21 protein-coding genes and 1 tRNA gene are annotated in these 20,698 nt (G+C 36.0%); 9 read left to right on the top strand and 13 right to left on the bottom strand.

The features are described 5' to 3' along the window. Position 1: 1 nt before the first annotated feature. The 5 genes from QMD61_09370 to QMD61_09350 form a co-directional block, all read right to left on the bottom strand. On the bottom strand, positions 2–1,273 hold the full coding sequence (locus QMD61_09370; GenBank protein MDI6724838.1) for a restriction endonuclease subunit S: 1,272 nt from the start codon (positions 1,271–1,273) through the stop codon (positions 2–4). Continuing rightward, a complete protein-coding gene (locus tag QMD61_09365; GenBank protein ID MDI6724837.1) occupies positions 1,270–1,782 on the bottom strand; it encodes a hypothetical protein in 513 nt (170 codons plus the stop codon). Before QMD61_09365 ends, QMD61_09370 begins: the two co-directional genes overlap by 4 nt. Positions 1,783–1,902: 120 nt before the next feature. Beyond that, on the bottom strand, positions 1,903–2,106 hold the full coding sequence (locus QMD61_09360; protein ID MDI6724836.1) for a hypothetical protein: 204 nt from the start codon (positions 2,104–2,106) through the stop codon (positions 1,903–1,905). A gap of 230 nt (positions 2,107–2,336) precedes the next feature. Beyond that, positions 2,337–3,806 carry an ATP-binding protein gene (locus QMD61_09355; GenBank protein MDI6724835.1) on the bottom strand — a complete coding sequence of 490 codons (1,470 nt, stop codon included), beginning with the start codon at positions 3,804–3,806 and terminating at the stop codon, positions 2,337–2,339. After that, positions 3,796–5,370 (bottom strand): class I SAM-dependent DNA methyltransferase, encoded by a 1,575-nt coding sequence (locus tag QMD61_09350; GenBank protein ID MDI6724834.1) that lies wholly within the window; start codon positions 5,368–5,370, stop codon positions 3,796–3,798. The genes QMD61_09355 and QMD61_09350 overlap by 11 nt, the downstream gene beginning before the upstream one ends. Before the next feature lie 222 nt (positions 5,371–5,592). On the opposite strand from QMD61_09350, the gene QMD61_09345 reads away from it, so the two are divergent. The 4 genes from QMD61_09345 to QMD61_09330 all read left to right on the top strand — a co-directional run bounded on the left by QMD61_09345 (position 5,593) and on the right by QMD61_09330 (position 9,787). Then, on the top strand, positions 5,593–5,931 hold the full coding sequence (locus QMD61_09345; protein MDI6724833.1) for a hypothetical protein: 339 nt from the start codon (positions 5,593–5,595) through the stop codon (positions 5,929–5,931). Next, a complete protein-coding gene (locus QMD61_09340; protein ID MDI6724832.1) occupies positions 5,932–6,111 on the top strand; it encodes a hypothetical protein in 180 nt (59 codons plus the stop codon). It begins immediately after the preceding gene. Positions 6,112–6,220: 109 nt separating this feature from the next. Further along, a tRNA-Met gene (locus tag QMD61_09335) sits at positions 6,221–6,330 on the top strand. Between the two features lie 316 nt (positions 6,331–6,646). Next, complete coding sequence (locus QMD61_09330; protein MDI6724831.1) at positions 6,647–9,787, top strand: PAS domain S-box protein; 3,141 nt, start codon at positions 6,647–6,649, stop codon at positions 9,785–9,787. Here the strand turns inward: QMD61_09330 and uvsE are convergent. The 3 genes from uvsE to QMD61_09315 are packed head-to-tail and all read right to left on the bottom strand — an operon-like array spanning position 9,768 to position 13,284. Beyond that, entirely contained in the window at positions 9,768–10,670 is a 903-nt protein-coding gene (uvsE, locus tag QMD61_09325; protein ID MDI6724830.1) for a UV DNA damage repair endonuclease UvsE, read from the bottom strand. The two genes, QMD61_09330 and uvsE, sit on opposite strands and share 20 nt — an antisense overlap. 29 nt (positions 10,671–10,699) lie before the next feature. Continuing rightward, on the bottom strand, positions 10,700–11,566 hold the full coding sequence (locus QMD61_09320; GenBank protein MDI6724829.1) for a thiamine pyrophosphate-dependent enzyme: 867 nt from the start codon (positions 11,564–11,566) through the stop codon (positions 10,700–10,702). Beyond that, complete coding sequence (locus tag QMD61_09315) at positions 11,566–13,284, bottom strand: 2-oxoacid:acceptor oxidoreductase subunit alpha (protein MDI6724828.1); 1,719 nt, start codon at positions 13,282–13,284, stop codon at positions 11,566–11,568. The genes QMD61_09320 and QMD61_09315 overlap by 1 nt, the downstream gene beginning before the upstream one ends. 260 nt (positions 13,285–13,544) lie before the next feature. Here QMD61_09315 and QMD61_09310 point away from each other — a divergent pair, with 260 nt between their 5' ends. The 5 genes from QMD61_09310 (at position 13,545) to QMD61_09290 (ending at position 15,668) form a co-directional block, all read left to right on the top strand. Further along, the gene (locus tag QMD61_09310) at positions 13,545–13,835 is read left to right on the top strand and encodes a winged helix-turn-helix domain-containing protein (GenBank protein ID MDI6724827.1); all 291 of its coding nucleotides are present in this window, start codon (positions 13,545–13,547) and stop codon (positions 13,833–13,835) included. Further along, on the top strand, positions 13,836–14,162 hold the full coding sequence (locus QMD61_09305) for a hypothetical protein (GenBank protein MDI6724826.1): 327 nt from the start codon (positions 13,836–13,838) through the stop codon (positions 14,160–14,162). Positions 14,163–14,381: 219 nt separating this feature from the next. Beyond that, entirely contained in the window at positions 14,382–14,630 is a 249-nt protein-coding gene (locus QMD61_09300) for a hypothetical protein (GenBank protein MDI6724825.1), read from the top strand. A 39-nt stretch (positions 14,631–14,669) separates the two neighbouring features. Next, positions 14,670–14,981 (top strand): hypothetical protein, encoded by a 312-nt coding sequence (locus QMD61_09295; protein ID MDI6724824.1) that lies wholly within the window; start codon positions 14,670–14,672, stop codon positions 14,979–14,981. Between the two features lie 39 nt (positions 14,982–15,020). After that, the gene (locus QMD61_09290) at positions 15,021–15,668 is read left to right on the top strand and encodes a hypothetical protein (GenBank protein MDI6724823.1); all 648 of its coding nucleotides are present in this window, start codon (positions 15,021–15,023) and stop codon (positions 15,666–15,668) included. A gap of 28 nt (positions 15,669–15,696) precedes the next feature. On the opposite strand, the gene QMD61_09285 is transcribed toward QMD61_09290, so the two are convergent. From QMD61_09285 to QMD61_09265, 5 genes are all read right to left on the bottom strand, one after another. Then, the gene (locus QMD61_09285; GenBank protein ID MDI6724822.1) at positions 15,697–17,124 is read right to left on the bottom strand and encodes a 2-oxoacid:acceptor oxidoreductase family protein; all 1,428 of its coding nucleotides are present in this window, start codon (positions 17,122–17,124) and stop codon (positions 15,697–15,699) included. 1 nt (position 17,125) lies between these two features. Beyond that, a complete protein-coding gene (gene vorB / locus QMD61_09280; GenBank protein MDI6724821.1) occupies positions 17,126–18,181 on the bottom strand; it encodes a 3-methyl-2-oxobutanoate dehydrogenase subunit VorB in 1,056 nt (351 codons plus the stop codon). 2 nt (positions 18,182–18,183) lie between these two features. Then, on the bottom strand, positions 18,184–18,435 hold the full coding sequence (locus QMD61_09275; GenBank protein MDI6724820.1) for a ferredoxin family protein: 252 nt from the start codon (positions 18,433–18,435) through the stop codon (positions 18,184–18,186). A gap of 80 nt (positions 18,436–18,515) precedes the next feature. Further along, positions 18,516–20,186, bottom strand: coding sequence for an AMP-binding protein (locus QMD61_09270; GenBank protein ID MDI6724819.1), 1,671 nt, complete (start codon positions 20,184–20,186; stop codon positions 18,516–18,518). 20 nt (positions 20,187–20,206) lie between these two features. Next, on the bottom strand, positions 20,207–20,698 hold a 492-nt coding region (locus QMD61_09265; protein ID MDI6724818.1), incomplete at its 5' end, for a cupin domain-containing protein.

The raw sequence follows: 20,698 nt of genomic DNA, 5'->3' as shown, positions 1-20,698 counted from the left end.
TTTATGCCTCTAATTCTTTAGATAATTCCTGATTAGAATTAATTGGTTTGTTTAGTCTGATTTTGCCTGACATGAGTTTGGGGAGGAGTGAATCGCGAATTTGGGATAAATTTTCGCTTTGTTTATCATTTTGATCTATTTTATCATGTAAAGATTTTAATATTTCTTCAATTTTGTAAAATAAGTTATCATTAGGTATTGCTATTAAAATTTCGTAAACATCATTCCTATTCAAACCAGGAACAGCACTATGTACATTCATTTTATCTAAGTTTAAAGAATTTAAAAGATAATACCAAAAAATCATTATTGAATCTATTTTTGATTTAACAAAATATGTTGTATCAATTGGCCAAAAATCCCCATAGGATATGTGAATTTTGCCAACAGTCCCTTTTCGACCAATAATTAATCCTGGTCCGTTTACAAAAGCTTCATTATGATAATCAGTAATTCCATTTGAACCATATACTGGAATCTCTCCTGGGTTTCTTTTATTTTTAGTAAGACCCTTACCATAAATTAATTCTATTAAATCCCCAACTTTTACAATTTTCCAACCTTTAGGTATATCTCCAAGCTCAGAATCAACCATTTCGCCGCCGCCTGATTTATACGGCCTGCCGTCTTCATCAGGGAATTCAAAGTCCATGAACCAGTGCTTGAAAATTGCCTGCCCGATTTTTTCGAGGGTCTGGTTCATTTTCTGGTTGAGTTCGATTTTTTGGTCTAGCGCTAAAAGATGTTTAATGATTAGCTCTTGTTCATTAATTGGGGGAACTACAACCTCTAGCAATTTTAAATCTTTTAATACAATTCTAGGCAATGCTGAACCTGATGTATGCCCTGATTTTATAAGATCTTGCGTTTTTTTATCTTGAAGATAATATTTTAAAAAATAAGGGTTAATTCTGTCATTAACTTTTAAAATAGCAATGGATGAAAGTAAAACTAATTCTATTTCATCATCATAGACAAAAGTCAGACCTATAGTTCCATCTTTTGAGAATAATACATCTCCTTTCTCTGGCTTACAGCCATTTTTAACTAAAGTTTCATAATCTTTAACACATATCCTTTTGCAAGAATTAATATTAAAGCCAAAATCATCCATATTTTTTACTGTAGCTATTATTTTTCCATTTTCACCAGTATATTCTTTAGGTGAAAAATGAGAGCCATCAGTAATGATTTTACAAAGATTTTCAAGTTTGTCAGTATCCCATTCTTGAGGTATTGATCCTATAAATGTTTCTTTAAATTTTTCAGTCATGTTTTACACTCTTCTTTTGTAAACCACTCTAATTCTTGGATACCAATAGAATTACCAACTTTAAAATTAATAAAAAGACCATAATGGTATTTTAACTCTCTAATAAAGGCACATAGCTTCTTTCTATCGCAAGATCCATCATCTCTATTGGATGTCTTTTTAATTTCAATAACTACTAAATTTTCTTGAGTAAGTCTATGATGAATTATAATATCGGGATAAACAGTTGTACCTTTTTTCTTTTCTTCCATTCCTTTACACTCTGTATTCCATGAATTAAGTCGTTTACTATCTAATTCAGTTAGATCATGACTATCTTTGTTATATTCGCAATCGACATTCCATTCCTTGAATTCTCTTTGCAGATGTTCGGCAAATTTATGAGCGATTGATCTTTCACTGGCATTAATATTTAAAAGGACACCATCTTCTTTTATAAACGTTTTAATGGCATTTTCAACCTTTCTCTTTATTTCTTCTGGTTGAACTTCTTCAAATTCATAACTCATAAATCAAGCCACCAATATTTTTCTTAATCTCTTTTTAAAGCCTTTTAATTCTAAATTGTGTTATTAAGCTAATACAATGTTTTTAATGTGTTTATGGTCAGTTTAATGCAATTGTTGATTTTATTGGTTATATGCACCAAAATTGAATTCTATACACCATTGCAGCACTGAAATATTGAATTCAACTTTTTGTCTCATATTTTTCATGTAATTTTGTGTGTCATTTTTGTGCGCCACTTTATGCGCCATATATTGATTTTTTGCACCATGAATTGCACCATTTTTACCGTAAATGCACCAAATAAATTGCTGCTCTGTATTCAAATTTTATTTTCCATGCCGCCATATTTTCACATTTCATTTTATGTGCCGGAATACGCGCCAAAAATATGGTTTTCGCGCCATTTCTTAATTTTCATCATTCGTCTCATAATGCAGTTTTTTGTCTCACCTAAATATTATTGGGACATTTAATAGGACATTTTAACATTTAATGAGCCATTAAAAAATAGGTCATTAAATAGGACATTTTTCTGGTTAATGGGACATGACTTTTAACTTGCCTTATATTTTGTTGCTCTTCCTGATCCAATCCTACGAATCTGTTTAAGATCTAATAATTTTTTAAGATCTCTTGAAGCAGTTCTTCTCTCCAAATTAAATGTTTTTTGATATAAACTATTGGTAAAAGTCATATTTTCATTAACCATCATCTCAAGGGCCTTTATCTGCCTATCATTCAATCCCAACCCTTTTAAATCAGTCATCTGCTCATCAGGAATGCTTGAAACCAGATCAAGAATATTATCGCCTGGACCATAGAACCGAACAACGAAGAAATCTCCTTCTTCTTCATATTCCGGCTCTTCAAGGCCGTGTTCTCTCATCAAATTCTTCATCTTTATAATTCCGGTGCCGTAACGTTCCATATATTTAGTTTCTTTAAAAATGGAACATATTTTCTTATTTCTGGTGGCATGTTTCCCTTCAAGCTTGCGGATGTTTAAACCGGGTAAAAGCCCGCCGGGATTGCTTATCTCAATTCTATCATCAAAAATGGAAAACATGATCTGTGATTCCTCACGATCATAGTCTCTGTGGGCTATTGCATTAATTAAAGCCTCTCTAACAGCTTCGTATGGATATTCTGGTATATCTACACGTTTAAATCCTACAATTTTATTTGCAAGGCGGGTGTTTCTTTTAAAAAAGATTTCTGCCTCATCCAGCATTTCATATATCCTTCTGCTTATCTCCTTGCTGTCGATGGTTTGGAGTCTTGTTACTCCGTTAAAACGCGCCATTTTGATTTCGCTTTGAGGGATAAATTCAGCGGAATCTTTCCCAAAAAAGAGCATACCTGTATTTGTGGGTTTAAATTCACCATCAACTTCTTTTACAACATTTAAAATATCAACAAGAAAATCTTTCACTGGCCTTGATGGAACGCCAAGATTTAATTCAGTGGCTCTCTTTTCAAGGAAATCCTTAACTGCATCTTCATCAATATCATCATAACTCGCTTCAGCACATATTGATAAATCAAAAGGTTCTATGCGTATTATGTGTTTATCATACAGAAATAATGTAAGACTGTCTTCAACATAACTTTTTAAATCATTTAAATCATCAAATCGCTTGTAAGTAGCTAAATTCTTTACTTTTTGGATAAATTTTTGGGTATTCTCTTCCCTATCTGCGTCTGATTTTCCTTTTATAAAAATAAGTCTTTCATTATGCGGATTTGCTTTAATAAAACTTTGAAATTCAAGTTCAGTTGGGGATAAGCCAGCATCATTGGGTTCTCCATAAACATTACCAATAATCCCAATATAAATATCGCTCTTTTCCACTTCGTCAATATAGGTGGAAACAGGGTCTTTACCCTTTGCAGGCAAATCTTCAAAAAGGAAAACATCAAAAAAATCATTTAAAATATGATTGTTGGTTATTGCTTCTTTAACTACAAAGCGTTCTTCCTTTAATTCATTCTGATTTCCACTAATGAATAATTTAAATTTCATAACCTATCATCTTTAGATTTTCCTTAATATCCTTTTCTAATTTCTCAGACTCCTTAAACTGAGCTCCAAGCTCTGCTGTGAGCTTCTTCATCTTTTCATCAAAAACTTCATCATCTTCTTCCTCAATCTCCACCCCAACGTACCTTCCGGGAGTTAAGATATGTCCGTGCTTCCTTATCTCATCAAGCTTTACAGACTTGCAGAAACCTCTAACATCCTCATATTCTCCGCCTTTCGAAATCTCTGATTTCGATGCACCGAACACTTCGTGTTCGACGGCTTCACCTCTCCAGGCATGGTAAGTATCTGCAATTTTTGCTATATCTTCATCATTTAATTCTCGGTGAGTTCTATCGATCATTTCTCCCATTTTACGGGCATCAATGAAGAGAACTTCCCCACTCCTATCTCTAAATTTACTGTTTGCTTTTTCTCGTGTAACAAACCATAAACAGGCGGGAATTCCGGTATTATAAAATAACTGCGATGGTAAAGCAACCATACAGTCCACAAGGTCTTTTTCAACGATTTTTTCTCTTATTTTACCTTCCTGTCCGCCGGCAGACATCGAACCGTTGGCCAAGACAAAACCCGCGATTCCTGTAGGGTTTAAATGGTGAATGAAGTGCTGCACCCAGGCAAAGTTGGCGTTCCTTTTAGGCGGCACACCGTATTGCCAGCGTACATCGTTTTCTAAGAGTTCTCCTCTCCAGTCTTTATCGTTAAATGGTGGGTTTGCCAGTATATAATCGGCTTTCAGGTCTTTATGCATGTCCTGGTGAAAACTGTCTCCCCACTGGATATTTGCGTCAATTCCTCTTATTGCAAGGTTTATCTTGCACAGTCTCCATGTTGTCTGGTTGGATTCCTGTCCAAATATGGAAAGCTTTGTCCGCTTTCCACCATGAGATTCAACGAACTTCTCACTCTGGACAAACATTCCTCCGGAGCCGCAACAGGGGTCAAAAACTCTTCCCTCATATGGTTCTATCATTTCAACAAGGATTTTAACGATGCTCATTGGAGTGTAAAACTGCCCTCCTTTTTTACCTTCAGCAGCGGCGAACTGACCCAGGAAATATTCATAAACCCTTCCTAGGAGGTCTTTTTTTCTGCTTTCCTTATCTCCAAGTCCAATTGTTCCAATTAAACTGATCAGTTCTCCTAATCTCGGTTTGCTCAGCGCTTCCCTTGCATAGTCTTTGGGGAGCACTCCCTTAAGATCAGGGTTGTCACGTTCTATTGCATGCATACCATCGTCAATAAGCTTCCCAATTTCTGGATCCTTTGCTCTTCCTTCTAAATAATCCCAGCGAGCTTCTGGTGGGACCCAAAAAACATTTTCAGCCCTGTATTCATCAGGATCTTCAGGATCTGCAAATTTATCTTTCTCCAACTTATTATGCAACTCGCTGAATGCATCAGAAATGTATTTAAGAAAAATTAAACCCAGAACAACGTGTTTATATTCGGCAGCGTCCATGTTGCTCCTTAATTTGTCTGCTGCCTGCCACAGTGTCTGTTCAAAACCAAGATTTGCCCCGTTGGAACCTTTTTTTGCCATTTTATCCTCCATTACACTTTAAAACTGATTGTAAGCACTAAAAGATTTATTAAGTTCTAAATTAAGCATAGTTTATTAATAGTCTTATTTAAATATTCATTTTTAAAATCAAAATAAGTATATAAAATTAATTATGGTCTGAATGAATTGAAATTAACCCTTTTTATGGTTAACAGTAACTGACAAATAATTTTATATATGGTTAACCATATATAACTACTCATGGCAGTTAAACATGAAGAAATAAAAAGTGCAAAAACAGTGGGCACTAAATTAACACCTCGAGAATACGAGGAAATATCAGATCTCATAGAAGCAGGAATATATCTAAGCGTTTCTGATTTTATAAGGGAATCTGTTAGAGATAAACTCATGGCCACAAAGATAATCAAACTTAGAGATGTTGATTATAAAACTGCAAAAAAGGATATTTTAGGGTATTACCGGAGCTATGATGAGGCTTACATATCTGAAGTGGCAGAAGATCTTGAGCTTGATCTTGAATTGGTTGGCCAAATAACAGATGAATTAGAAAAAGAAGGCCGTTTAAAAGGGATTTAAATGTCCGGGGTTCATACCAATAAAGGAAATATCATAAAGGGCGATAGAGTCATTGGAGAGGCGAGAAGGATATCTGATGTTAGGGTAATTGTTAAATCAGGGAAACATAAAGCCCAGAGAGTAATTTTAAAAGATAATGCAATGTGTATGGTAGATAAAAAACTTAAATTCATCAAATGATATGGGGCATGTTTTAAGATAAATAAGGTTAAATAATTTAAATTACTTAATTTTAATTTTCTCTATAGAAACATTTTTAAATGATAAAAAGAAATGTATGAAAAGCCACGCCGGGGTGGCTCAGCTGGTTAGAGCGCACGGCTCATAGGGTATTTAAGCAGTGCTCTGACTTTTTCCTGGGATACCGTGAGGCCGCGGGTTCGAATCCCGCCCCCGGCACTAAAATTTCTGATTTTAAGTTATTAGTATCCCCTTTGTTCCTTATTTTAAAGCAAATATTTGCATGAAACATAAATCAATTATTTTTCTCTCAAAAAAGTACCATACATCCTATTTTTATGAGTTATCAATCACAAACAATTTAAATACAGAAATACTGGTTTTAAATAGTTCACTATTCACCTTTAAATAGTAAAAGATTAAAGTAACTATGACAAACTTTATTCAATTATTTTTAAAACCGATTATTATCATAAAAAAAGGGGAGTTTTAAGCGCTGATGTTCCATTAAGAAGGCATTAAAGGGGAAAATAAAATGGAATTGAGAAAGTCAGGTATTGACCTAGTTGGGGATACTCCATGGGGGACTCATTTCTGCCAGTTTTACAAGACAAAAGAAGATTTAGTTGATGTTCTTGTCCCTTACTTTAAAGCAGGTCTTGAAAATAACGAATTTTGCATGTGGGTTACATCTGAACCTCTTTCAGTAGAGGAAGCAAAAGAAGCGCTGGAAAAAGCAGTTCCGGATATTCATTATTATCTGGAGAAAGGACAGATCGAAATCATTCCCTATACCGAATGGTATGTAATAGATGGTGATTTCGATTCAAATAGAATACTGAACGGCTGGATTTCCAAGCTGAATAAGGCCATTGCCAAGGGTTATGAAGGTTTAAGACTGACTGGAAATACGTTCTGGCTTGAAAAAGAAGGCTGGAAAGATTTTGTTGATTATGAAGAGGCTATAAATAACGTAATAGGTAAGTATCGAATGATAGCCCTCTGTACATATTGCCTGGATAAGTGTACAGCAGCGGAAATCATAGATGTTGTCAATAATCATGAGTTTGCCCTTACTAAGCGTGAGGGGAAGTGGGATTTGATTGAAAATTCTGAGAATAAACAGACAAAAAATGAAGCTATTCAGGCTAAAAAGGATTGGGAACAAACTTTTAACGCAGTCCCAGATTTAATAGCCATACTTGACAGAAAACACAGAGTCATTCGTGCAAATAAAGCCATGGCCGCGAAATTAGGCGTTACTCCAGATGAATGTGTTGGTCTGCCCTGTTATTATGCTGTTCATGGAGCAAGAGAATCTCCTTCTCCCTGTCCGCATAGCCAGTTGCTTTCTGATGGGCTTGAACACACCACAGAAATTCATGAAGAAGTTTTAGGTGGTGATTTCATTGTCAGCGCATCACCGCTTTATGATTCAGCGGGAAAAATTATGGGAAGCGTTCATGTAGCACGCGATATTACTGAGCGTAAAAAATCGGAAGAACGAATTAAAGGCCTTTTAGAAGGAACCCAGCAAATTGCTGAGGAACTGGAAGTTTTAAATGAAGAACTTCAAATAGCCAATGAAAAACTTCGACAGCAGGGTGAAGGTTTAATACGCATTAACCATGAGTTAGAGGAAAGCGAGAAAAGGATGAACAGGTCCCAGGAAATTGCACATATTGGTAGTTGGGAGCTTGATCTCCTTAACAACCATTTATTCTGGTCAGATGAGGTATACAGGATCTTTGGCCTTAAGCCGCAGGAATTTAAAGCTACATATGGGGCTTTTCTTGAAGCAGTACATCCTGATGACCGCCAGGCAGTGGATGAAGCATATTTTGGTTCATTACGTGATGAAAAAGACACTTATGAAATTGAACATCGGATTTTAAGAGGATCTGGTGAGATTCGTTTTGTCTATGAAAAATGTGAACACATTCGTGATGAATCAGGTCAGATCATCCGATCAGTAGGGATGGTTCATGACATTACCGAGCGCAAACAGGCAGAGAAAGCTCTTTTATGGAGTCAGCAGCGTAATGAACTTTTAATAGATGTCACCAGCAGACTGCTTACCAGCGAAAGTCCCCAAACCATTATTGACGATCTCTGCCAGAAAACGATGCAGTTTCTCCACTGTGATGTTTTCTTCAACTATATGGTAGATGAAGAAAAAGGATGTCTTCATTTGAATGCGTATGGTGGAATTCTTGAAGAAGAAGCGAATAAAATTAAATGGATGGATTATGGGGCTTCAGTTTTTGGATGTGCAGCTCTTGAGTCACGGGGAATCATTGCAGAAAATATTTTAGAAACGCCAGATGAAAATACAGATATCGTAAAATCATATGGTTTACAGGCCTACTCATGCCATCCTTTGATGATTAAAGGTCAGATTATAGGCACTCTTTTATTTGGAACCAAATCACGCACCCAGTTCACTGGTAAAGAGGTAGAAGTGATGAAGACGGTTGCAGATCATATATCAATCGCCATGGACAGACTTCTTTCCAGCAATGCCCTTAAAAAAGCGCATGATAATTTAGAAGAACAGGTTGAAGCACGTACTGCAGAACTGGAAGAAGCTAATGAATCGTTAAAAATATCCTATAATTATAACAGAAGCTTGATTGAAGCAAGTCGAGATCCTTTGGTTACTATTGGCCCTGATGGTAAAATTACGGATGTTAATGCATCTACAGAAACCGTTACGGGTTTTAGTAGGGATTTTTTAATTGGCACTGATTTTTCGGATTACTTTACAGAGCCTGAAAAAGCTAGAAGGGGATATCAGCACGTATTTAGAGAAGGAGAAGTCAGGGATTATGAACTGGAAATTAGACATAGAAATGGGCATTTAACACCTGTTTTATATAATGCATCAGTCTATAGAGATGAATCTGGTGAAGTTATTGGGGTATTTGCAGCAGCAAGAGATATTACAGGAATAAAAGAGGCTGAAAATAAACTAAAAGTAATTATAGATGAACTAAAACGTTCCAATAAAGAATTGGAGAGTTTTGCTTATATTACTAGTCACGATTTGCAGGAGCCGCTTAGAACTATGGCCAGTTATGCTGGTCTCCTGAAGCGCCGTTATGGAGGTAAGTTTGATAAGGATGCTGATGATTTTCTGGAGTATATGGTAAGCGGAGCAACAAGAATGAAAAGCATGATTCAAGGATTACTGGATTATTCACGTGCAGGAACCCAAGACTATAAATTTAAAAAATTTAGTAGCGAAGAATCCCTTGAAGATGCTATATCTAATTTAAAATCCTCCATTGAAAAATGTAACGCCAAAATTACCCATGATCCATTGCCAGTAGTTTTTGCAGATGAAAAGCAGATAACTAGTGTGTTTCAAAATTTAATAGGAAATGCACTTAAATTCCGTAAAAAGGATGAAAATCCAAAAATTCATATTTCAGCAAGGAAAGAAGGCAGTGAACACGTTTTCAGTGTGCAGGATAATGGAATAGGAATAGAAGAACAATACATCAAGCGCATATTTGGAGTATTCAAAAGATTACATCCTATAGGGAAATATGAAGGGGCAGGAATTGGACTGGCAATTGTAAAAAGAATTATGGAATGTCATGGAAGATATGTTTGGGTTGAATCAGAAGTTGGGAAGGGATCTACCTTTTATTTCACAATTCCTTATGAATAAACCTTTTATCATACTTTAAAATATCCGCAGCCTTTAAGGCGCTTGTTTCTTTATCTTTTATCTCCAGCATTATGTCAAAATCAAAGTCTTCTGTATCTTTAAGAAATTTCTTAAAATGATCCAGATCTATTGATTCTATATGGGTCCCCCTTGATTTTCCCTCCTTCTGAGAGCTGTAATCCACCATTGGTAATCCATCTTCAGCTTTCCATGTTTTTGTAAATTTTTCAAAGCATACGTATAATTCACGGCTGTTATTATTAAGTTCGTGATGAAAATAATCGAATATAACCGGAATTTCCGTTTTTTCACTTATTTTCAGACATTCTGAAAGGTTATAACTTTTTTCATCGTTTTCTATTACCAGTCTTCTTTTAATGGCCTTATTAAGACCGTTATATCGCCCTATAAACCGTTCCATACTTTTTTCTTTATCGGCGTAAACTCCGCCCACATGCACCTGTATTTTAGCGGTACTGTCAAGTTTCAAAAGGTCAAAAACATGGGAATGGTATCTAAGCTCATTTAAACTCCTTTCAAACACTTCCTCATCTTTAGAATTAACAACAACGAATTGTCCAGGATGCATGGAAATTCTTATATTGTTTTCATTGATAAAATCACTTATTTCATTGAAATTTTCCTTAAAATAGCCTTTCCAGTCAAAATCCATTACTGGATGCGATGCAAATGGGATTAATCTGGAGGTAATTCTGAAAAAGAGTAAATTATTTTTCACATTGAATTTTAACATGGTAAGGAGGCAGTTTAAATTATTTTCCACAGTTTCAATCAATTTTTCATGTGAATAAGATTTTAAATGGAATGTTTTAGCGCCATTGCATCCTATGGTCCAGTTTAAGGAGGGGTAACCTATTTTCATCGAATTACCAGAAAAAAGTAAATGGAGTATTATATTGTTCTCTTTGAATCAATAATGGCTTTTAGTTTCTGCATATCAACCTTTCTTTCATATAGGGGGCTTTCATCTTCCCTGTACACTGCTAAGATATCTTCATAAGGTATCTTATTTGGATTAATGTATAAGACTCCTAATGGGAATTTATGAAATTCTATTGCCTTTTTAAAAGCTTCAATTCTATCATAAGGGTCATATGATTCATCAAGATGGTATATATTTTCTCTAAACCATTTATAGGTGTTTATTTTGTTATAGGTGACGCAAGGTTGGAATACATCAACAAGAGAAAATCCTTTATGTGTTATTGCCTTTTTGAAGATTTCTTTCATGTGGTTCATATCTCCGGCAAATGTTCTGGCAACAAATGATGCATCAAGACCGATAGCAATTGCTAGTGGGTTAAATGGTTCTAAAGATACTCCTTCAACCTGTAAAGGGGTTTTAAAATCCCTTTGGGTTGTGGGGGACGCCTGACCCTTGGTTAAACCGTAAACCATGTTGTTCATTACAATGGCTGTTATATCAGGGTTTCGGCGGATTGTGTGCATAAGATGGTTTCCTCCTTCCCCATACATATCTCCGTCGCCGCTTGTAACAATTACCGTAAGTTCTCTATTCACAGATTTAATTGCAGTCGCAGGGGACAGCGCTCTACCATGAAGACTGTTATAAGTGTGTGATTTAAGGTAATGGGGAAGTTTTCCAGCCTGACCTATACCTGAAGCCAGTACAAGCTGCTTTTGATCAATTTCAAGTTCTGCAAGCGCGGTTTTCAATGTTTTTAGAATGGGGAAGTCGCCGCATCCCGGGCACCATGCCACGTCTGCACCTTCAACATCAAAGATTTTAGGATCCATTATATCCTCTCCAAGAAGCTTTTCAAGCGTTGCGTAACTTCTTCAACGGAAAAGGGCATTCCATTATATTTCAAAGCCTTATTATCAATCTCAAACCCTGTATGGAGTTTTATAAGATTTCCAAATTGAGAAGTAGCGTTATTTTCAAAGATAATTGTTTTTTGGGCCTTTTTAAGGTAATTCAAGGTGCTCTCATGAAGAGGATAGACCTGTTTGAAGTGTAAAAACGCTATATCGTCTCTTCCAATGACTTCCAGAGCTTCTTTTATGGATCCATAAGTAGAGCCCCATCCTACAACCAGAGCCTTATAATCTTCATTTCCTACAAGTTCTGGTTCTATTACCTCTCTTTTTATCCCTTCAAGCTTTTTCAGACGTTTTTCTACCATTTTATTCCTTAAATGAAGATCTTCAGTAATATGCCCTTCTATATCGTGTTCATCTGAATCCACAACTACAAGGCCCTCACCATATCCTGGAATTCCACGTGGAGATATCCCATTTTCGGTTATTTCGTATCTTCTGTAGTTTTCACTAGTTACAACGATATATTTTTGAGTTTCAATGTTGGATAAGTCAATATCAGGCAGATTATAGTAGATATCTGCAAAATACTGATCAGAAAGTATAAAGACAGGTATTTGGTATTTATCTGCAAGATTAAAGGCATGATACGTTAAATAGAACGCATCTTCAAATTTTCCAGGGGCAAATATGGCTTTTGGGGTTTCACCAGGGGAAGAATAAAGAGCAAGATTCAGATCTTCCTGGGCAGTCCGTGTGGGTAATCCAACAGCCGGCCCGGGACGCTGGGCAAGATATATAACTATTGGGGTTTCAATCATTCCCGATAGCCCAACACCTTCGCTCATAAGTGCAAATCCACTTCCTGAAGTTGCTACAATTGCTCTTGCCCCTGCATATGAGGCTCCAAGGCCCATATTTATTGCGGCTATCTCATCTTCTGCCTGTTCAAAGATCATGCCAAACTCTGTGGAATGTCCGGCAATAAATGTTTGAAGCGGCGTGGAGGGAGTCATAGGGTATGAAGACATGAACTTTAGGCCTCCTGCAATACATCCAAGCCCCACTGCATCAGTCCCGTTCAAAAGAATCTCGTCCCTGATTTTTGGGTCTTTTTTTATCTTTATATTAAATTTTCCAGAGCTGATAAAGTCTTCCCCAATTTTATAGCCTTCTGCTCCTGCCTGCAGATCTTTTTGAAGGATTTCTTCACCCTTTCTTTTAAACATTGCAGTTATGCATTCATCAAATGTTTCTTTGTCCACATTTAGAACTCTACAAAGAGCCCCTGCAGCGATTATGTTTGCAAATATGGGGCCTCCAATTTCTGCAGCCATTTTTAGAAATGGAATCTTAATTACATCCTCTTTTTCTACTTCTTCAAGTGTTTTTTCATCTCCAATTATAACAGTATCCTCGGATATTCTTTCTTCAAGGTGATCTATGGCCCCTTTGCTGATTGCAATCAGTATATCAATTCTATCAACATAAGCAGTTACTCTTTTTGAGGATACACGTATTTCAGTGGAGTTTTCTCCTCCCCTTATTCTTGACATGTATTCTTTTGAGGAAAATACGTTGTATCCTTCAAGTTTAACGGCCTGGACCAGTATTTCTTCCACGGTTTGAATTCCCTGCCCTGCCTCACCGCACAGGACTATTGAAACATCTTCTCCAGATAAAAACTCAGACATGGTTTAACCACCGTTAGTAAAATTTTACCAATTAATACTAATTTATGGCTTCAACTTTACTTAAATTTTATTTTTTTAAATGAATTAAATGAAAATATCTCGATTTTTTTATATTTACTTTAATTTAGCTTAAATCACTGATAGAATATATCTGCAATAATTTATGGTGGAATAAAAACTATGGAGACAATTGAATCTTGAAGCCAGATTTATTAGGTTTTAAATATATATTAATTATATTAAGTTGATAGGGATTGTTCATGAAGAAAGTGCTTTGGTGGCTGTTTGCAGGTAAAGGTGGGGTTAGTAGGGCCCGGTTAATTAATAAATTGAATGAAAGACCTTACAATGCCCATCAACTTGCTGAAGAGCTTGAACTGGATTATAAAACCATCCGGCATCATTTAAAGGTTCTGGAGAAAAATAACATAATTACAGCCAGCGGAGAGAAATATGGTATGATGTATTTTCTTTCTGATAAAATGGAGGAAAATTATTCTATTTTTAAAGAAATATGGAATAAATTAAATAAAAACAAGGAAGGGAGCTAAATGGGTTTACATCAAGGATTAAGACAGGGGATAGGGCCATATAATGCAGGGCTAGTTTCTTTTGCAGGTATAATTGGAATTATAAATATTTTCCTTTTAATGAGTCTGCTTTATATTTACTGGGGGAGTTACAGAGAATTTAAATCCAGATTTATACTTGGCATTCTGCTCTTTATTTCACTCCTTTTAATACAGAATCTTATGTTTACAGTGTTTATATTTATAGTTAGAGGATTTAGAGGGCCTGGAATGGGCTTACCATTACTAATAACCAACATAATTCAATTTATAGGTTTATCTATATTGTTGAAGATATCATGGGAATAAATAAAATTAATATGCTTTTTTTACAAATTTTTGTAGGATTTGGCATAAATTTGGGATAAACTATGGATGTACTTGGGAAAAACTATTTTTAAAAGGTTATACACTGTATTATTATATAAAATTTAATTAAACTAAAAAAAGTGTAATTATAACCCTAATATTGCAAATTGTATAGTTATTAGGACTTTATATGGGAAATAATATGAAAGGAGGCTTTTAATGAACAGATTAAATATTTCATTAATTATAGCAATAGCTGCTGTTTTACTTATAGCTGGAGGATATGCAGCATATTCAGGAACAACTGGAAACAGCCAGCCTCAATTACAGGCTACCGGTGAAAACTGTACTGGTGTAAACTGTATTCAAAATCAAAATTGTGAGAATAAAATTAATTGCACACAAAACTGCACTACAGATCAAAAACAAATGCACCAAAGAAACAGAAATTGTGTAAATAAAAATTAACTTATTTTTTTTATTTATTTAATAATTTGAGGTTTAAAAATGACATATGATATAATTACATACTCATTAGCCCCAATTTTAGCTTATATTGGTTCATTTAGTCTATATAAGCTCAAAATAATTAGAAGGGCAATACATGTAAGGGTATGGAATATAATGCTGCTCATAAGCTTTTTAATTTCAGCAGGTTTCGGTATGCTGGTACTTTTTCGACTGGAATACGGTATAAACATTCCTGAACTGGCATTTTTGAATTTCTGGCATGTTGAAGTTGGTATTGCTTTATTTGTAATATCAATTCTTCATATTCACTCTTACTGGAAATCATTCCAAAAAGTCGTATTAAGTTAAATGGCGGTGGATAAAATTAGAAAAATATGGATAATTATCATGGTAGTATTCTTATTTGCCCCATCTCCAATCTATGCATGGGAAGATTGCCCTTTAGGCGTTACTGACTGCCCTTACCCTGGAGAATGCTCCAGATATATAGATACAAATAATGACGGAATCTGCGATCATTCACAGTCAGCACCGACTACCGGTACTGAAACCACACAGGACACATCCACAGAAAACTCAGGAACTGTAAATGAAGTTGATCAGTCAAATGAAACAAATTCAACAGCACTGTTAGAGGAAAATAATGATAAGGGGGCAGAAAGCAAGCAGAGCTATTATTTACTGCCCATAACATTGATCCTGTCATTATCATATATAGTTACTCATATAATGAATAAAAAAAGGATTATTAAGCTAAAATCCCATAAAAAATTATGGAATATGATAATAACTGTAAGTTTCCTGGTTACAGGAATTACAGGTATGGAATTAACCCTTTTCATAAATTTTGGGATTCATTCTCCTTTGAATCAGACAATAACCTTCTGGCATGCTGTAGCAGCAATTGTTATGGTTGTTACAACATTTTTCCATGTGCACATGTACTGGAAACCATTTAAAAATAGTTTTAAACTGGCTAAAAAATCACGTAAACCCAAAAAAGAAAAATTAGGAAGTTTAAGCCCCGTTAAATAGGACTTAACCTAATTATTTTAAAAGATATTTAACACAGATTCTCCAGAGCCCATTGTTTACCCGCTTCGAGTATTTCTAAGTTTATTGGGATTAATTCAGGCTTTTTAGAGAAGGTATGTTCAATCGCTTTTTTAAACATATCTTCAGATAGTCCGGCACGTCCTAGGGCCATTAAAACACCAAGTAGAACAGTGTTACCTGCCCTTTTAACTCCATGTTCCTTTGCAATCTTGAAAGCCGGAACTGAAATTGCTTCAACACCTTCAGGTGCTTCAAATTCTCCTATTGCAGAATCATAGACAATTAAACCGCCCTTTTTTACTTCTCCCTTGAATTCTTCGAGGGAAGGTCTGTTAAGGGATACAAGGGTATCTACCTCATGGACAGCAGGGGAACCTATCACGCTTCCAGAAATGACTACAACGCAGTTAGATGCTCCTCCTCTCTGTTCAGGTCCATAGGAGGGATAATAAGACACATGGCGTCTTGCTTTCATTCCTGCTTCAGCGATAGTAAGTCCCATACTTAGTACTCCCTGACCACCAAATCCTGTGATTTTTATACTTCTTTCTTTATAATCAGGGTCATCTACTGCATCTTCACTGCTTTCACCAACCACATTAAAGATTTTATCCAGTGATTCCTTTGAAAAGTCGCTTGCACCTCTACAAAGGGGTTCAACTTCCTTGATTCTATCTCTAAAGTTTTTAACAGGGAATTCTTTCTCCATTTCTTCGTTAAGGAACTTTTCAGCCCCTAATGCATCATGCCTCAAATTGGTTGGGCAGGGGGATAGGACTTCGACAAAGGCATAACCTTTACCGTCCCTTTGCACTTCAAGAGCCTTCTTAATAGCTCTTTTAGCTTTTCTTATGTGTTTAACATCTGAAAGTGAAACTCTTTCAATAAATACAGGGGCATTCAAATTATCTATAAGCTCGCACATGTGCAGCGGATATCCGGTAAATCTGGGGTCTCTTCCTTCAGGACAGGTTACTGTAACCTCTCCAATTAAGGTTGTTGGTGCCATCTGCCCTCCAGTCATTCCATAAACAGTATTGTTTATAAAAAATACTGCCATTTTTTCGCCACGATTAGCAGCTTGGATTGTTTCATTTAATCCTATCGATGCTAAATCACCATCTCCCTGGTAAAGCATGACAATTGCATCATCTTCTGCCCTTGAAAGTCCGGTTCCAACTGCTGGTGCTCTTCCATGGGCTGTTTGGACGTTTCCACAGTCAAAATAGTAGTAAGCGAATACTGCACATCCTACGGGGCTTGTCATAATGGATCTATCCTGTATTTGGAGCTCATCCATGGCTTCTCCAATGAGTTTATGTAATATTCCATGACCACAGCCTGGACAGTAATGTGTTGCTGTTGGGGAGCTTCCACCTTTTCTTGGAAATTCATCATATAATGATTTAGGTTTTCCGATGATTTTTTCATCCATATTATTTTCCTCCCCTTACTTCTCTAATCTTGGTCATTATATCATTTAATTCGATAATATTTCCACCCATACGATTTACAAGTTCTACATCCCTGCATTCAACTGCCATCTTTATATCTTCACACATCTGGCCGTTGCTCATCTCCACAGATATAAATTTGGGATTTAACTCATCAGCAATCTTTTTTAATTCTTTTTCAGGGAATGGAAATAGAGTTTTGGGCCTGAATAGCCCTGCTTTAATTCCTTCACTTCTTGCAAGATCCACTGCAGATCTTGCTATTCTGCTGCTTATTCCATAGGATACAAGGACTATTTCAGCATCATCTATTTGATATTCCTCATAATCAACTTCAGATTTTTTTATTTTTTCATATTTCTCCTGAACTTTGAAGTTAAACTCTTCTAACTGGTCAAAATCCAGGAATATGGATGTAACAAGGTTTCCCATTGTTTCTTTATTTCCGCAGACTGCCCATGAAGTGTCGATTTCAGGTTCAACCGCTTTTTCAGGGAAGTGAAGTGGTTCTATCATTTGCCCTAAAACAGCATCTGCAATGATTATAACCGGATTCCTCCATTTTTCTGCAATTTCAAATGCTTTCATGGTGAAATCGCACATTTCCTGAACAGAATTCGGGGCTAAAACAATATTTCTGTAGTTACCATGACCTCCACCTTTAACAAGCTGATTATAATCGCCCTGTTCTGGTCCAATATTCCCCAAGCCAGGCCCTGCTCTCATAACATCTACTATAACGCAGGGTAATTCTGCGCCTGCTAAAAATGATATTCCTTCCTGTTTTAAACTTATTCCAGGGCCGGATGAGGCTGTCATTACTCTGTGTCCTGCTGCAGCACCGCCGTAAACCATGTTTATGGCTGCTTCTTCTGACTCTGCTTGTACAAATTTCCTTCCTACCATTGGGAAATATTTAGAGGCTTCATGAAGGATTTCACTTGCAGGGGTAATTGGATATCCAAAATAACAGTCACATCCTGCATACATGGCTCCTATTATAACTGCTGTGTTTCCTCTTATTAGCTGAGTTGCCATGTTTAATCCTCCTCTTTTTTAGCTTTTTTTGGAATATGAACTTCGATTGCTAAGGGTTCTGGACAGGTATAATAACAATCACCACATCCTGAGCACCCTTCTCCTTCGTAAACTACGTAATGGTACCCTCTTTCATTAATGTCATCGCTCATCTTTAAAACGCCTTTTTTGCATGCAATAATGCATCTTTCACAAGCTTTACATTCCAAGATATTAATTACAGGGTACGGTTCTCTTTTCTCTGATGATTTCATAATATATCCTTCTAAGTTTAATTCATTGAAATTTAAAAAACAAAAATAGGGTTAAATCCCCTACAAAATTTAATTAATCTCTATTCCTGGTCATGGCTCCGTATCTCTACTCTCCTTATTTTTCCGCTTATTGTTTTTGGGAGCTCGTCCACAAATTCAATTACACGGGGGTATTTATAAGGTGCTGTTACCTTTTTAACATGATTTTGAATCTCTTTTTTCAATTCTTCTGAAGGTTGATAGTCATTGGTAAGCACAATTGTTGCCTTAACAACCTGCCCTCTTACAGGGTCTGGAAACCCTGTTATAGCACATTCTAAAACAGCAGGATGAGATATAACAGCACTTTCCACTTCGAAGGGGCCAATTCTGTAACCTGAACTTTTAATCATGTCGTCTGTCCTTCCAACAAACCATATGTATCCATCTTCATCCATCCAGGCAGTATCACCAGTATGATAATATCCATCGTACCATACTTCTTTAGTTTTTTCTGGAGTTAAATAATAACCTCCAAATACACCTATTGGGTTTTCACCCTCAGTTTTAATGACAATTTCGCCTTCTTCTCCAATATCTGACGGTTTATTTTCTTTATCTACAATTATAATGTTGTAGATTGGTGCAGGTTTACCCATTGATCCAGGTCTTGGTTCTATCCATGGGAAATTAGCAACAGATACTACAGTTTCTGTCTGACCGAATCCTTCTCTAAGTTTTAAACCGGTAAATTCATAAAATTTGTTGTAAACTTCAGGATTTAATGGTTCTCCAGCAGTTACAGCATATTCTAAAGTTGAGAAATCATATTTTGATAAATCCTCTTTTATTAAGAATCTGTAGATTGTTGGAGGAGCACAGTAAGTTGTAACTCCATATTTTGAGGCTTTTTCAAGCATTTTTGCAGCATCAAATCTTTCGTAATCGTATACAAAAACCGCGCTGCCAGATATCCACTGTCCATATATTTGGCCCCAGACTGACTTTGCCCAGCCGGTATCAGCAACTGTATAATGAAGTCCATCATCAACCACATTCTGCCAGTATTTTGCAGTGATTATATGGGCTAAAGGGTAAGTGTAATCATGTTGAATCATTTTGGGGAGTCCAGTAGTTCCTGAGGAGAAATATACTAATGAAACATCATGGTTTGTAGTATTTGCATCTCCAGATGGGCGTTCAAATTCAAGGGGAGCTTCTTCAATCTCTTTCCTGAAATTAAGCCATCCTTCTTTATCTTTATCACCAACAATGGCTTTTATAAGTTCAAAGTCTTTTAATTCTTCATCTGCTTCGTCAAAATACTCTGGAACGCCGTCCTCAGCGATGCAGACTACCATTTTAATTTTTGCCTGCTCTACTCTGTATACGATGTCTTCAGATCTAAGCATGTGAGTGGCTGGAATTGCTATTGCACCTATTTTATGAAGTCCTAAAATACAGAACCAGAATTCATAACGTGCTTTAAGTGTAAGCATTACTGTATCGCCTTTTTTAATTCCACATTTTATGAAGAAGTTGGCTGCTTTATCGCTGTAATATTTCATATCTGCAAAGGTAAATACACGGTCATTATCATGATCATCGCACCAGACCATGGCTATTTTATCTGGAATTTTTTCTGCATACTCATCAACAACATCATAGGCAAAATTGAAATTATCCGGAACATTTATCCTGAAATTTTCTTTAAAATCTTCGTATGATTCAAACTCAACCCTTGAAACGAATTTATTTAATAGTGAAGACATTTTATAACTCCTTTTTGTGATTACATGACTATTGCAAGGAATCTAGCTGGTTTATCGTTTAATGCTTCCATTGCATGCTCGTATGAGGAATCATAGAATATTGAATCCCCTTCATTTAAAATAATCTCATTATTATGTATGTAAATCTTTAAAGTCCCCTCAAGGACATAATCAAACTCCTGTCCTGGATGTGAATTTTTAGAAGGTGTTTCATCCTTTGGTTCAACAGTAACAATAAAAGGTTCTGCTTTTTTGTGAATGAATTTTTCAGCAAGGTTCTCATATTTGTACTGCTTGCGCCTTTCTACTGCAGCTCCTTTACCTTTCCTTGTGATTGTGAAGATATGCATCCTTGTCTCTTCACCAGTAAGTAACAGACCCATATCAACGTCAAATTTATGCGCAATTTCATATAGAATGCTTGCAGGAATATCAGAAACTCCATCTTCATATTCTTTGTAGGTTTCAACATCAATATTCAGATATTCTGCCATTTCTTCAACACTTATTTC

It is taken from the genome of Methanobacterium sp. (assembly GCA_030017655.1).
Lineage (GTDB): Archaea > Methanobacteriota > Methanobacteria > Methanobacteriales > Methanobacteriaceae > Methanobacterium_D.
The sequence above is the reverse complement of the archived record's forward strand: the minus strand, read 5'-3'. Positions and strand labels throughout refer to the sequence as shown.

What these genes read in the sequence shown, in the direction of transcription:
- QMD61_09270 (MDI6724819.1), bottom strand. Translation starts at nt 20,186, where the DNA reads ATGTCTTCACTATTAAATAAATTCGTTTCAAGGGTTGAGTTTGAATCA.
- QMD61_09290 (MDI6724823.1), top strand. Translation starts at nt 15,021, where the DNA reads ATGGTAGTATTCTTATTTGCCCCATCTCCAATCTATGCATGGGAAGAT.
- vorB (MDI6724821.1), bottom strand. Translation starts at nt 18,181, where the DNA reads ATGGCAACTCAGCTAATAAGAGGAAACACAGCAGTTATAATAGGAGCC.
- QMD61_09340 (MDI6724832.1), top strand. Translation starts at nt 5,932, where the DNA reads ATGTCCGGGGTTCATACCAATAAAGGAAATATCATAAAGGGCGATAGA.
- uvsE (MDI6724830.1), bottom strand. Translation starts at nt 10,670, where the DNA reads ATGAAAATAGGTTACCCCTCCTTAAACTGGACCATAGGATGCAATGGC.
- QMD61_09330 (MDI6724831.1), top strand. Translation starts at nt 6,647, where the DNA reads ATGGAATTGAGAAAGTCAGGTATTGACCTAGTTGGGGATACTCCATGG.
- QMD61_09320 (MDI6724829.1), bottom strand. Translation starts at nt 11,566, where the DNA reads ATGGATCCTAAAATCTTTGATGTTGAAGGTGCAGACGTGGCATGGTGC.
- QMD61_09305 (MDI6724826.1), top strand. Translation starts at nt 13,836, where the DNA reads ATGGGTTTACATCAAGGATTAAGACAGGGGATAGGGCCATATAATGCA.
- QMD61_09365 (MDI6724837.1), bottom strand. Translation starts at nt 1,782, where the DNA reads ATGAGTTATGAATTTGAAGAAGTTCAACCAGAAGAAATAAAGAGAAAG.
- QMD61_09275 (MDI6724820.1), bottom strand. Translation starts at nt 18,435, where the DNA reads ATGAAATCATCAGAGAAAAGAGAACCGTACCCTGTAATTAATATCTTG.
- QMD61_09355 (MDI6724835.1), bottom strand. Translation starts at nt 3,806, where the DNA reads ATGAAATTTAAATTATTCATTAGTGGAAATCAGAATGAATTAAAGGAA.
- QMD61_09300 (MDI6724825.1), top strand. Translation starts at nt 14,382, where the DNA reads ATGAACAGATTAAATATTTCATTAATTATAGCAATAGCTGCTGTTTTA.
- QMD61_09370 (MDI6724838.1), bottom strand. Translation starts at nt 1,273, where the DNA reads ATGACTGAAAAATTTAAAGAAACATTTATAGGATCAATACCTCAAGAA.
- QMD61_09285 (MDI6724822.1), bottom strand. Translation starts at nt 17,124, where the DNA reads ATGGATGAAAAAATCATCGGAAAACCTAAATCATTATATGATGAATTT.
- QMD61_09350 (MDI6724834.1), bottom strand. Translation starts at nt 5,370, where the DNA reads ATGGCAAAAAAAGGTTCCAACGGGGCAAATCTTGGTTTTGAACAGACA.
- QMD61_09315 (MDI6724828.1), bottom strand. Translation starts at nt 13,284, where the DNA reads ATGTCTGAGTTTTTATCTGGAGAAGATGTTTCAATAGTCCTGTGCGGT.
- QMD61_09345 (MDI6724833.1), top strand. Translation starts at nt 5,593, where the DNA reads ATGGCAGTTAAACATGAAGAAATAAAAAGTGCAAAAACAGTGGGCACT.
- QMD61_09295 (MDI6724824.1), top strand. Translation starts at nt 14,670, where the DNA reads ATGACATATGATATAATTACATACTCATTAGCCCCAATTTTAGCTTAT.
- QMD61_09310 (MDI6724827.1), top strand. Translation starts at nt 13,545, where the DNA reads ATGAAGAAAGTGCTTTGGTGGCTGTTTGCAGGTAAAGGTGGGGTTAGT.